Source organism: Lactiplantibacillus daoliensis (genome assembly GCF_005405005.1).
GTDB classification, from domain to species: domain Bacteria; phylum Bacillota; class Bacilli; order Lactobacillales; family Lactobacillaceae; genus Lactiplantibacillus; species Lactiplantibacillus daoliensis.
The window spans coordinates 176,799-189,576 of record NZ_BJDH01000005.1 but is presented as its reverse complement, the minus strand read 5'-3'; the positions used below and the strand labels follow the sequence as shown (position 1 = coordinate 189,576).

12 protein-coding genes are annotated in these 12,778 nt (G+C 45.3%); 1 reads left to right on the top strand and 11 read right to left on the bottom strand.

Translation table 11 applies throughout. From position 1 onward, the window contains the following. Positions 1–71: 71 nt before the first annotated feature. The 6 genes from rnc to FFM64_RS08110 form a co-directional block, all read right to left on the bottom strand. Complete coding sequence (gene rnc, locus FFM64_RS08135; protein ID WP_137607508.1) at positions 72–770, bottom strand: ribonuclease III; 699 nt, start codon at positions 768–770, stop codon at positions 72–74. A 179-nt stretch (positions 771–949) separates the two neighbouring features. Beyond that, the gene (gene acpP / locus FFM64_RS08130; RefSeq protein ID WP_137607507.1) at positions 950–1,195 is read right to left on the bottom strand and encodes an acyl carrier protein; all 246 of its coding nucleotides are present in this window, start codon (positions 1,193–1,195) and stop codon (positions 950–952) included. 38 nt (positions 1,196–1,233) lie between these two features. Continuing rightward, positions 1,234–2,280, bottom strand: coding sequence for a phosphate acyltransferase PlsX (gene plsX / locus FFM64_RS08125; RefSeq protein ID WP_137607506.1), 1,047 nt, complete (start codon positions 2,278–2,280; stop codon positions 1,234–1,236). 28 nt (positions 2,281–2,308) lie between these two features. Beyond that, on the bottom strand, positions 2,309–4,348 hold the full coding sequence (recG, locus tag FFM64_RS08120; protein WP_137607505.1) for an ATP-dependent DNA helicase RecG: 2,040 nt from the start codon (positions 4,346–4,348) through the stop codon (positions 2,309–2,311). Between the two features lie 114 nt (positions 4,349–4,462). Continuing rightward, the gene (locus FFM64_RS08115; protein WP_137607504.1) at positions 4,463–6,166 is read right to left on the bottom strand and encodes a DAK2 domain-containing protein; all 1,704 of its coding nucleotides are present in this window, start codon (positions 6,164–6,166) and stop codon (positions 4,463–4,465) included. Between the two features lie 35 nt (positions 6,167–6,201). Further along, positions 6,202–6,564 (bottom strand): Asp23/Gls24 family envelope stress response protein, encoded by a 363-nt coding sequence (locus tag FFM64_RS08110; RefSeq protein ID WP_105448342.1) that lies wholly within the window; start codon positions 6,562–6,564, stop codon positions 6,202–6,204. Positions 6,565–6,801: 237 nt separating this feature from the next. On the opposite strand from FFM64_RS08110, the gene rpmB reads away from it, so the two are divergent. Beyond that, positions 6,802–6,987 (top strand): 50S ribosomal protein L28, encoded by a 186-nt coding sequence (gene rpmB / locus FFM64_RS08105; RefSeq protein ID WP_137607503.1) that lies wholly within the window; start codon positions 6,802–6,804, stop codon positions 6,985–6,987. A gap of 713 nt (positions 6,988–7,700) precedes the next feature. Here the strand turns inward: rpmB and FFM64_RS08100 are convergent. The 5 genes from FFM64_RS08100 to FFM64_RS08080 form a co-directional block, all read right to left on the bottom strand. Further along, a complete protein-coding gene (locus FFM64_RS08100; RefSeq protein WP_137607502.1) occupies positions 7,701–8,345 on the bottom strand; it encodes a thiamine diphosphokinase in 645 nt (214 codons plus the stop codon). Beyond that, positions 8,345–8,998, bottom strand: a complete 654-nt coding sequence (gene rpe, locus FFM64_RS08095) for a ribulose-phosphate 3-epimerase (protein ID WP_137607501.1) — start codon at positions 8,996–8,998, stop codon at positions 8,345–8,347. Before rpe ends, FFM64_RS08100 begins: the two co-directional genes overlap by 1 nt. Before the next feature lie 9 nt (positions 8,999–9,007). After that, a complete protein-coding gene (gene rsgA / locus FFM64_RS08090; RefSeq protein ID WP_137607500.1) occupies positions 9,008–9,904 on the bottom strand; it encodes a ribosome small subunit-dependent GTPase A in 897 nt (298 codons plus the stop codon). 103 nt (positions 9,905–10,007) lie between these two features. Continuing rightward, a complete protein-coding gene (gene pknB / locus FFM64_RS08085; protein WP_137607499.1) occupies positions 10,008–12,029 on the bottom strand; it encodes a Stk1 family PASTA domain-containing Ser/Thr kinase in 2,022 nt (673 codons plus the stop codon). Further along, on the bottom strand, positions 12,026–12,775 hold the full coding sequence (locus FFM64_RS08080) for a Stp1/IreP family PP2C-type Ser/Thr phosphatase (protein ID WP_137607498.1): 750 nt from the start codon (positions 12,773–12,775) through the stop codon (positions 12,026–12,028). Before FFM64_RS08080 ends, pknB begins: the two co-directional genes overlap by 4 nt. Between the last annotated feature and the right edge of the window lie 3 nt (positions 12,776–12,778).

Sequence of the window (12,778 nt, the reverse complement as noted above, 5' to 3'; positions counted from 1 at the left end):
TTATCAGTAACAACCGGAATGTCTGATTATTGACGTAGTGGCACAGACCGGCAACTTTCAACTCTCAACCTTTAGTTACTTTGTTGTAATTTCGTGTAAGCCTGACGGGCTGCACTTTGTTCGGCTTCCTTTTTAGAATGCCCACGGCCTTCACCAATTTGACGACCATTGGCCGAAACGGCAATTTCATAGGACCGTTCATTGGCTGGACCATCTTGTTCAACTAACTCGTAGTCAATCTCAACATCGCCAGCTTGTTGTAAATATTCTTGTAAGGTTGTCTTATAATCGAAAACCCCGTCAAAGCGCCCTTCATCCAGTTTTGGAAAGATCACTTTGTGGACGAATGCCAGGACTGGTTCACGGCCTTGGTCCAAATACAAAGCGCCGACAAAGGATTCAAAAATGTCACATAATAATGAGTCCCGTTCCCAAGCTTTAGCTTTCTGTTCACCTTTACCTAAACGAATATACTGGGGAAAATCACACTCACGCGCGAAACTGGCAAAGCTATCTTCACAAACCATTGCCGCTCGCAGGCGAGTCAACTTGCCTTGGGGCATGTCTTTATAACGCTTGTATAAATACTCAGAAACCGCTAATTCTAAGACGGCATCCCCCAAAAATTCGACTCGTTCATAATACTTTAACTTTTGATCTTGGTGTTCATTAACATATGACGCTTGCGTGAACGCTTCAGCCAATAAATCTGGATTCTTAAACACAATCCCAAAACGTTCCTGTAACATTGCTGCTAATTCAGTTATCATTGCTTACATCCTTTCTATTCGTTAAACCCGATACGTGGAACTATTATACTATGATTGGTCATTTAATAACAATTTTTTGTTAATAGCGGTCATGATTCCGTCAACCAGTCACACTGACTGTAACTAAAAAGCAGGCCCGAATTGGCCTGCTTTTTAGTATAATGCCTCAGATCGGCATCCTATTTGGCTTGACGCGCTGCGATATAATCAACAACTTCGCCAACCGTATTTAATTTTTCAGCATCTTCATCAGAAATTTCGCTGCCAAAGGTGTCTTCAAGTTCCAAGACAAATTCAACGAAATCGATTGAATCAGCATCTAAATCTTGTTCCAAATTTATTTCATTGGTTACGGTACTTTGATCAACTTCAAAACGGTCGGCAATAATGGCCGCAATTTTGTTGAAAATTTCTTCTTTTGTCATGCAAATATCCCTCACTAACTTGAATTCACTAAAGTATTTTAATCGTTTTCGACGGACTTGTCTACACTTGCCTGTTGATTTGCTTGCTGATTCGCATAGTAAGCCGCGACACCGGGCACAATATCCGTTGCCACCATCTGACGGATCTGGCGAATTGTGTTCACGATTGTCGTGGCTTTACTAGATCCGTGGGCCTTGACGACTGGCGCTTTCAAGCCAAGCAAAACAGCCCCACCATACTGTGAATAGTCCATTTGTGAACGAATTTGATTAAACCCATTTTTGAGCAATAAGCCACCCAATTTACCGCTAACACCCGTATTGTAAACCGCATCTTTAACCAAGCCCAACATCGAGCGGGCGGTACCTTCAATACTCTTTAAAACCGCATTCCCGGTAAACCCATCAGTCACGACAACATCCGCGACACCGTTTAATAAGTCCCGTGATTCAACGTTCCCAATAAAATTAATATCAGCGGTCTGCTGCAACAACTCAAAGGCAGCTTTGTGTACCTTATTACCCTTGTCATCTTCCGTCCCATTATTCAATAAAGCCACTCGAGGCGATTGGGCTTTCATCATCCGCTCAGCATAATAGGTCCCTAACACGGCATATTGTTGCAAATTAACTGGTTTGCTATCAGCATTGGCCCCAATATCCATCATGACAAAATTTGACTGCTTAGCATTACGAACAACTGGTAGTGCTGTCACTAAGCCAGGACGATCAATCCCCTTGATCCGTCCAACAATAAATAAACCGGCCGCTAAAACTGCGCCAGAATTCCCAGCTGAAAAAAAGGCATCTGCTTGACCTTCTTTGACTGCGGTTGCCGCCATCACGATTGATGAATTTTTCTTACGCCGGACCGCGCGAACGGGTTCATCTTCCATTGTAATCACTTCATCCGCATTAATTACTTGAATACGATCCCGATTTTTAAGGTGTTGATTGATGACCTCACGTTTGCCGTAAAGTAAGAATACTGTATCTTCAAATAAATCACGAGCTTGTTCGACCCCTTCAATCACTGCTTCCGGGGCATAATCGCCGCCCATCGCATCAATCGCAATTTTGACCATGTTTATCACCATTTCCTCTCGAGTTCAGCTAGTCTAACGTGCCGACTGCTGCTAATTTTCCTTTTAAATAACGTGCTAATGCTTGATTTTCCGGTTGTTGTTCCCAAGCCGGCGTCGCCACAATTGCATGCGCATCTTGCTGTGCGACTTGTAAAACGTTCAAATCCGCAATTGGATCTCCCACCTTGAAAGATGGCATCCCTGATTGTTTCACACCCAGAACTTCCCCAGAGCCACGCAGCTCCAGATCTTTTTGCGCCAACACAAAACCGTTAGTCGTTTCAGTCATGATCTGCATGCGTTCAATCCCCTGCTGATTTTTAGGATCGGCCACTAAAATACAGTATGAGGCCTTTTTACCCCGACCGACTCGGCCACGTAATTGATGCAACTGTGCCAATCCAAAACGATCCGCATCATAAATCATCATGACGGTCGCATTTTTAACATCGACACCCACTTCAATCACAGTGGTTGAAACTAACAGTTGCGTCTTGCCAGCCTTAAAATCAGCCATGACCGCTTCTTTTTCATCAGGCTTCATACGACCATGCAACAAGCCAACCGTATAATCTGGCGCAAAGTAGTCCTGTAAGTTCTCCGACAACGCTTCGGCATTCTTAACGTCAAGCGTTTCCGACTCCTCAATCAGCGGCGTCACCACATAAACTTGTGACCCAGCAGCCAATTGTTTGCGGACAAAATCCAAGGCATTGTTAGCTTGATTACTTCGAACCCATGTCGTCTGAATTGGCTGACGACCAGCCGGCAGTTCGTCAATCTCAGAGACGTCCATTTCACCGTACGCTGTGATTGCCAATGTTCTTGGAATTGGCGTGGCAGTCATCGCTAATGCGTCGGGTTGACCACCTTTTTGACGAAAAGCGGCTCGTTGATTGACCCCAAAGCGATGTTGCTCATCTGTAATAACCAAGCCCAAGTTAGCATAGTTGACGCCATCTTGAATCAAGGCATGTGTCCCAATCAGCAAATTAATTTCACCAGCCGCCAGTGCAGCCAAAAGCGTCTTACGAGCAGCGGGTTTGGTGGAACCGGTCAACAAGGCGACATTCACGGGTGTCTTCGCAAAGACTTTCGCCAGATTGTTCGCATGTTGCTCGGCTAAAATTTCTGTGGGCGCCATTAATGCCGCTTGGTAGCCAGCTGTAATCGCAGCGTACATCACAATTGCCGCCACGATAGTCTTCCCAGAGCCAACATCCCCTTGCAACAACCGATTCATATGCTTCGATGATTTTAAATCTAAACAGATTTCATTGACGACCCGTTTTTGCGCCTGCGTCAATTCAAACGGTAATGTTTTGATAAAGGCTTTCAGCAATTCATTGTCATAGTGAATGGCAATGCCATCCGTGTCATGGTCAGAACGCTTCAAAACTTGCATCTGCATCTGAAACACTAAAAATTCCTCATAGGTTGCTGAGCGGCGAGCAGCCGCCGAAGCTTCCTGACTGATAGGAAAATGCATGTCGTGAATCATTTGTTGCCGCGGCAACAGTCGATATTTAGCACTTAGAGGTGCTGGAACGACATCCACGATCACGTCCTCATACGCTTCATAGGCTTGTTTAACCAGCTTCTGAATGGTTCCCTGTTTAATTGCCTTGCTGGCCGGATAAATCGAGCCAAACGCTTCTTCAGCGTTGTTAGGATTGATAATCTTCATCCCGGTAATGCTGCTACGCTTAGCATCCCATTTGCCATAAACGGCCATTGGCTGTCCTGTTTCAATCTGTTTCATCAGATAAGGCTGATTGAAAAAGGTCACCATATACACATCGTGATCGATCAACAACCGGAAATTAAGTCGATTCTTTTTACGGCCAAAGCGGGCTAACACTGGCTCGGACGCGACCGTCCCTTTCAATGTCACCTTTTCTTGATCCGCAATTTCATTAATATCTTTGACCTGGAGATCGTCATAACGAAAGGGGTAATAAGTTAACAGGTCCGCCACTGTATTAATACCGAGTTCAGCCAGCGCTTTTTGCCGCGCCGGTCCAACGCCGGCTAACAACCCCACCGGATCCGTTAATGCTTTGGTCATCCTAAAAATCCCCTTTCAACTGAATTTCTCTTAATTATACCAAACTATTAGTCGAAAAATCTAAAAACGGGCCGTAGACTTTGACGTCTGGACCCGTTTAAACAGCTTTAATTATTATTCAACTGACACTAAGAATGGATAAACTGGTTGGTCACCTTCGTGAATTTCGATTTCAAGTTCATCATCGAGTTCCTGAATAGCAGTCGATAACTTATCAGCGTCTGCCTTGGTGGCATCGGCACCATAAATAATCGTGACCAATTCACTATCTTCATCCAACATGTGTTTGACCATATCGATCGTCGCGGTTTCCCGACTAGGGTCAGTAACCACGATATCGCCATCAACTAAGCCCATGTAGTCATCTTTACGGATTGCCATGCCGTTAATGGTTGTATCACGCACCGCATGCGTGACTTGACCACTAACGACCGTATCCAAAGTGTCTTCCATTTCAGCTTGGTTATCGGCAAGTTCAGCTTCTGGATTAAAGGCTAACATTGCTGTCATCCCTTGTGAAACCGTTTTGCTGTGCACAATTTCAACCGGAATATCAGCCACATCAGCAGCTTGTTCAGCGGCCAAGAAAATATTCTTGTTGTTCGGTAAAACCAAAGCCTTGTCCGCACCACTAGCATTAACCGCTTTAACAATGTCGGCCGTGCTTGGATTCATCGTTTGACCACCGGCAATAATATCCGTCACCCCTAAGCCCTTAAACAACTTGCCAATTCCGTCACCAGAAGCAACTGAAATGATGGCATAGCCATGCATGTCAGGTTTAGGTTGCCCAACTGGTTCAGCAACCGGCGCAGCAGCTTCGGCTTCATGATCATGTTCCATAATGGTTTCTTGTTGTAGCCGCATGTTATCGACTTTAACCTTAATTAAAGCCCCAAAACGTTGGCCCCAAGTCATGACATCGCCGGGATGTTCCGTATGGACATGTACTTTGACAATTTCGTCATCATTGATGACCAATAAAGAATCACCTAATTTTGCCAAATAATCATAGAAGGTATCGTAATCGAAGTCATGATCAACTAACTTACCATCACCGATCCGCACCATAATTTCAGTACAGTAACCATACTTAATATCGTTAGGATCCAATTGACCTTGGACACTCTGATGATGCGCAGCGTCGATCATGGAGTCCATTTCCGCATCATCGGGTATATAGTCTTGTGATTCGTCAATCTTGCCACTCAGAGAGTCGCTGAATGCTTCTAAGACAAAAGTCAACCCTTGACCACCAGAATCAACCACGCCAACTTGCTTCAAGACTGGCAAGAGGTCTGGCGTTGACTTCAAAGCGGCTTCGGCAGCATCCACGATGGCCACCATGACCTCACAAATATCATCGGTCGTTTTGACAGCTTCTTTACCAGCACCAGCAGCTTTGCGGATAACGGTCAGAATCGTTCCTTCAGTCGGCTTCATAACTGCCTTATAGGCCGTCTGAGCCCCTGCAGCGAAAGCTTGTGCTAAATCATCCGCAGTTAAAACATCTTTACCAGCAACATTTTTCGAAAAGCCCCGAAAAATTTGCGATAAAATAACGCCGGAATTACCACGAGCACCCATTAATAGCCCCTTGGCTAAAGCAGACGCTAAATCGCCAACTTGTGTGCTGGTCTCATCCCGTTCATACTTGGCCCCACTGGCCATGGATAAACTCATATTAGTCCCAGTATCCCCATCGGGAACCGGAAAAACGTTCAAAGAATTAATGAATTCGGCACGTTGGTTCAACTTTTGTGAAGCAGCTTGCACCATTTTGCCAAACTCAAGATTAGTTATCTTGGTGATTTTCAATTTCAAAATTCCTCCTTGGCTCACACCAATATCGATTAGTCGTTCATTACCCGAACACCTTGGACAATGACGTTGACCGAATTGGCCGCAACGCCAAGCATATTTTGTAAGTTATATTTGACCTTGGCTTGGACATTTCGTGAGACTTCTGAGATTTTAGTCCCATAGCTCACGATAATATTAACTTCGATGGCCACGCCATTATCTTCCTGCCGTACCACGACGCCACGTGCAAAGTTTTCGCGGCGTAAAATTTCATTTAAATTATCACGAATTTGATTACGACTAGCCATGCCGACAACCCCGTAGTTATCCGTAGCGGCACCGCCAACTACTGTCGCAATCACATCATTATCGATGTCGATTGTTCCAAATTGCGTTTTGATTTTGACAGCCATGAAAATAGCCTCCTTGTTTTAACGCGCTCATTTACGATAGTTTATCATAGCACAACCCTTCATGAAAGAAAAATTACACGACTGTCTTTCAGGAAGCCCGAATTAACGGAATTTAGCAGTAAAGTAAAATTACTTGATAGAAATGTATTGCAACCTTTATTAATCTATGATAAATTATTCTAGTGAATGATAAAGCATCGACCTTTTATCAATGATTACCGAAGGAGGCAGATCAACATGGCAAAAGACTTCGTTACAGGCAAGCGGACGCACTTTGGTAACTCGCGTTCTCACGCTTTGAACCACAGCCGCCGCAGCTGGAAAGCTAACTTGCAAAAAGTTCGCATTTTAGTTGATGGTAAACCAAAGAAGGTTTGGGTTTCAGCTCGGACTTTGAAATCAGGTAAAGTAACGCGCGTTTAGCGCAGCAAACCGTCACCGCATTTTTTTGCGAGTGGCGTTTTTTGTTGCCCTTTTCGGCAACTTTCGAGTGGTGAATTTTATAAAGTTTATAATCTGGCAAGCCTTTTTCGAAGTGCTTGTCATTTTTCTGATTTTAAACTAAGGGTTGAAAGTTATAAGTTAAAAGTTGCCGCTTCCGGTTGTTGCCGATAACATGCGGACGAGGGACCGGTTCAAGCCTCAGGAACGTCTTGAGCCTCGCTCGAAAGCTTTGCCAAAACCGCAAATCTCCCGGACCGTCCGTGGTGTAAGGCCGGCACAAGAAACGCCGGTCTAACGCCACCTGCACGTCCGATGCTATCAGCAACAACCTCCAGCTAATCAGTAGTTCTTTTTTGGATAAAAACGTTACTTACGCTAAGCGGAGTCAATCAAAATCGATGTGCAGTGTCGGCAAGATGAGTCAGCGTTCTTGGCTGACCAATCTCGCGGGGCAATTCAAAGACGTGTTTTATCGGCTTGGAATTGAGGCGTCAGACCGCACCTTGGCTGGCGCCGTTCCCCACAGCACACCGGTTTTGACTGACGGAGCGCTAAATTTAGACAAGGCTACTTTAGACGTAAATGTTACTAGTACTGTGACGTTTTTTGAGTCTTTCAATCTTTAGTCAATTATCAAAAGGTCGAGACCCTTGGATGTTCCAAGTTGTCTCGACCTTTTAATTTAACAATACTTAGTCTGCATCACAGCTCTGAATCACGGCTAATACGCCGGTATCGAAACTGAAATGTCCCTTTTCACCAACAAACTCATTGCTTGCCCAAGAAATTGGATACTCATTTGTCGCACCAGTCAACGGATACTTTTCATCCGCCAAGGTTAACTTCATGGGCATTAACGGGACAAACGCCAAATAAGTTTTATCTGGTTCTTTAGAAATTGTATAGTCGCCCGGTAAAAAATAACGAATCGTATTCTGACGGTCAATTAAGGTAATTTTGGGTGCCCATGCTCGAAAGAATGGCTCGAGTACTAGCCAAAGATTCGCTAATAAATGATCAATCCGACCGCCAGTTGCCCCATAAATGTGTAGTTCATCAGGCTGTAACTGTTCAAAAATTGATTTGACTGCTAGTTGGGTATCCGTATGATCTTGGTCCGGTTTAACAATCACCGACCCGTCAATCGCTGCCTTCACCGTTTGTAATTCTGTACGGTTGATGGAATCAAAATCCCCAACGACCATCACTGGCTGTATCCCCAATTTGACCAAACGGAGCGCACCCCGATCAGCGCCGACCCACGGCCCAGGAATCTGAGCTAGGTTTGCGGGCCAATTCGCCGTCGGTCCCCCGACCAACAAATTCACAATGGTCATTAGTTCGTCGCCACCTTCAAGTCCTGAATCCGTTGTGCCGGATCAGCACTCCCATAAACATAAGAGCCGGCCACTGCAACAGTTGCGCCGGCATCATAGACCAACTTAACCGTCTGGCCATTAATCCCACCGTCAACCTCGATATCGAACTGATAGCCATGTTGCTGTTTTAATTGTGCCAACGCTTGAATTTTTTCAATCATCGGTGCTAGGAAATGTTGACCACCAAAACCGGGGTTAACCGTCATAATCAATACCTGGTCAACGAGTGGCAACACCGATTCAATCATGCTTAAGGGTGTCCCAGGGTTAACCACGACTTCGGCTTTTGCCCCAGCCTGCTTAATCAGTTGTAAGACATGATAAATATGCCGCGTACTTTCAACATGTACGCCAATTAAGTCTGCCCCAGCTTGGGCAAACTGTTCGACAAACCGCTCTGGTTCCACAATCATCAAATGGCAGTCCAAGGTCAACGAGGTGATTGGCCGGATTGCGGCCACCGTGCTCATCCCAAACGATAAATTGGGGACAAATTGACCGTCCATGACGTCGATATGCAACGCATCCGCACCGGCTTTTTCCACTAGTTCAACGTCTGGTTGTAGATTTGCAAAATTCGCACTTAAAATTGAAGGCGCAACTTTAATCATCAGCTTCACTCACTTTTTCTTATTATAAATAACTTTTTTATTCTTAATCGTTTCATAGAATTGCAAATAATTGTCATAACGACTTTGCAGGATTGTCCCAGCAGCTAATGCAGCCTTAACCGCACACTTGGGTTCATTGATATGCACGCAACCACGATACTTACAATCCGCACTTAACTGCACAAATTCTGGAAAATAATGAGTTAAATCTGTTGCCGGAATATCAAACACTTCATAGGACGAAAAACCTGGGGTATCCGCAACTAACCCATCCGCAATTTCAATCAAGCTTACTTTACGCGTCGTATGTTTCCCACGATTTAACGCTTGTGAGATCTCACCAGTCGCCAAATCTAAGCCAGGTTGCAAGTGATTCAACAACGTCGACTTGCCAGCCCCGGTTTGACCCATCACGACAGCAACATGGCCAGCCAACGCCGATTTAACCGCTGTCAACGCAGCTGGATCAAAGGCGGCCCGTTCGATAATGACTTGATAACCAATGGCCTGGTATGCCTCAGCTAACTTTTGACGCTCGGCAAATTCGGTCTCGCTTAACAAGTCAGTCTTGGCCATATAAATAACCGATTGAATCCCAGCGACTTCCAGCGCAACCAACTGCCGGTCCAACAGATTCGTTGAAAATTCCTGCGTCGTTGTTGCCGTAACCACGATTGCCAAATCAACATTTGCAACGGGTGGTCGGACAAGTTCTGTCTGCCGTGCTAAGAGTTTTAAGATATAGCCCTCCTGCTGCGTTGGTGCATCAAAGGCCACCTGATCGCCGACTAATGGCGTCAAGCCGCGTTTGCGAAAATTACCCCGTGCACGGGTTCGATAGAGTTGCCCATCCGCGTAGACATCGTAAAAACCACTCAAAGATTGCCGAATTTGTCCTGTTTTCAAACTTGCACCACCTTATTTTTTGTTTTGGGTCGATCCACTTTAACTCTCACTGGGTCTATTGTACCAAAAAAAGAGTTCAGGTTTGGACCTAAACTCTTTATTTTTAATTGGACGCATCTTTATTCGTAATTTTGTTTTTCTCTGCGATGGTGACACCATTGCGCACGATCCGATATTTACCCGTTTGCGATCCTGTCAATTGGAAAGGCAAGCTGACCCGAGTGTTATCGGTAATCGTAATCTCACGGTATAAGCTCCCAATCACATGACTGTCGTCTTCCAAGTAAATTTTCACATCATTGGCCGTGGCTGTCGCCGTATTCAGCGATTGATAAGGAATTTTCACCTTAACTTTAAAGCTTTCTGCCAAATCGGCATTGGCAGGTTGCGACCCTTTAGACATATTGACCGTCACCGTTGAACCAGCCCGAACCGACGCGCCGCCTTCTGGATCTTGGTCATACGAATACCCCGCTTTCTGATCATCAGAGTATCCTTGCTTAAACGTCACGTTAATACGATTAGCCGTGGCATAATTCACAATATCTGATTGACTTTCGCCCGTCAGATCTCGCAAGGCCACGTAGCGGCTACCAGCACTCACGGTAAACGTCACCGTGGTATTGGTTGGCAAGACCGAACTCCCTGCAACAACATCTTGGCTAACAATCTGGCCTGCCGCGACATCAGAAGTACTGAACCGTTGTTTGACCTTAAAACCAACCGACGAAAGTGTAGATTTAACATCTGCATAATTTTCGTTCACATAGTTGCCAAAGTTAACCTTTTTTTCGCCATTACTAATGGTGAGACTAATGCGCGACCGTTGTTGAACCGACTGCTTACTACCAGGCGTGCTTTTAATAATTTCATTTTTAGCGACTTCATTACTCTTCGCATGCTTGATCGTGCCAACTGACAATTGCCGTTTCGCCAACACTTTGGTTGCTTGAGCTTGCGTCATTCCTGTTAATTTCGGTACCGTAGTCATCTGAGGTCGACTCAATTCAAGCCCGACAACAATCGCGACAATTAGCAAAATCGCAATCGACCCATATAAGATGATGCGCCGACGAATCGGATGACGTTTAGACCAGGACCGCTTTGGCAGCGGTGCCTCGTTTTTCACCTCATCGGTCGGTTTTGATTGCTGATGGGGCGTTTTCGGCGTTGGCTGCCGGTCTTTCTTAGCAGCGTCAGCACGCCGGTTGGCTGCAATGGCGGCTGCAATATCAGCACTCGGCATGATTTTAGTTTCATCATTGCCTAAGTCTGCTGGTTCAAACCGTTTTTCACCAACCCGGGATTCCGACAGGGTCGTCAACAGATCACTCGCCATATCCGCAACCGTGGCATAACGGTCCCGTGGATCCTTAGCCGTTGCCCGGAGCACAACATTTTCTAAGGCTTGAGGAATCGCCGCATCAAACTCGCGAACCGAAGGAATTTCATTTTGAAAGTGTTTTAGCGCAATCGAAACCGCAGTTTCACCCTTGAAGGGAACCGAACCAGTCAGCATTTCATATAAGATGATTCCTAATGAATAAATATCTGACTGCTTCGTTGCCATACTACCACGTGCCTGTTCAGGTGACAGATAATGCACGGAGCCTAGAATTGTATTGGTCTGCGTCATCGTATGTTCCGATAACGCGACCGCAATGCCAAAGTCCGTAATTTTGGCATTACCCTGTTCATCGATTAAAATGTTTTGCGGTTTGAGATCCCGATGAATAATGTTGTGCGCATGCGCGGTTGCCACCGCACTTAATATCTGTTCCATGATGTCAATCACTTGCTGGAGTGGTAACGGGAAATGTGCCTTAATATAGTTCTTAAGGTCCATTCCTTTCACGTACTCCATGACCAAGTACTGCATCCCATTTTCTTCGCCGACATCATATAGACTCACAATGTGTGGGTGGACCAATTCTGTGGTTGCCAACGCCTCACGCTGGAATCGTTTGATGGTCTTAGGATCATCACGTAAATCCAAGCGTAGCAATTTGACCGCCACATCACGATCCAATATTAAGTCATGCGCCAAGTAAACATTCGCCATCCCACCTTCACCTAAGGACCGGATAATTCGATACCGTCCGCTAAGTGTGTAGTTAGGTGTCATTTACTGGCCACCTCACCGTCAACGACCACGATCAAGGCGGTAATATTATCCGCCCCACCAGCCGTATTTGCTAGTTTAATCAAGGTCTCACATTTTTCAGTGGCCGTTTGATCGTCACTTTGTAAAACAGTGGTCAGTTGTTCATCCGTCACCATATTGGTCAAGCCGTCCGAACACAATAGAAGTTGATCATCAGGCTGCATTTGGTAGAGATTCGTATCAATATCGGCATCCGGTGAAATTCCTAACGTCCGCGTAATAATGTTTTTTTGTGGATGTTGACGCGCTTGTTCCGCGGAAATTTCACCCCGCTTGACTAGTTCATTCACCAAGGAATGATCTTCAGTCAATTGTTGTAACTCACCGTTGCGGAACAGGTAGCCCCGACTATCGCCGATATTAGCCATCAAAAATTCATCATTAAAAATCAAGGCAGCCACCATTGTGGTCCCCATGCCATTTAAATCTGAAAATTCGCGCGCTTTTTCAATAATATGTTGATTTTCATCTTGAACTTCAGCAGCTAGCCATTTAACGGCAGCAGTTGGTTGATCAAAAGTCGTATTCTCGAATCGGTAGCCCATGTGAGACACTGCCATCTCTGAAGCCACGTCGCCACCTTGGTGACCACCAATCCCATCTGCAACAATGGCAAACTGAACGCCTGCTTTATTTTTAAAAACCCCGACATAATCTTCATTTTCTTCGCGTTGTTGGCCGATATCAGACCGATATGCAAAATTCACGGT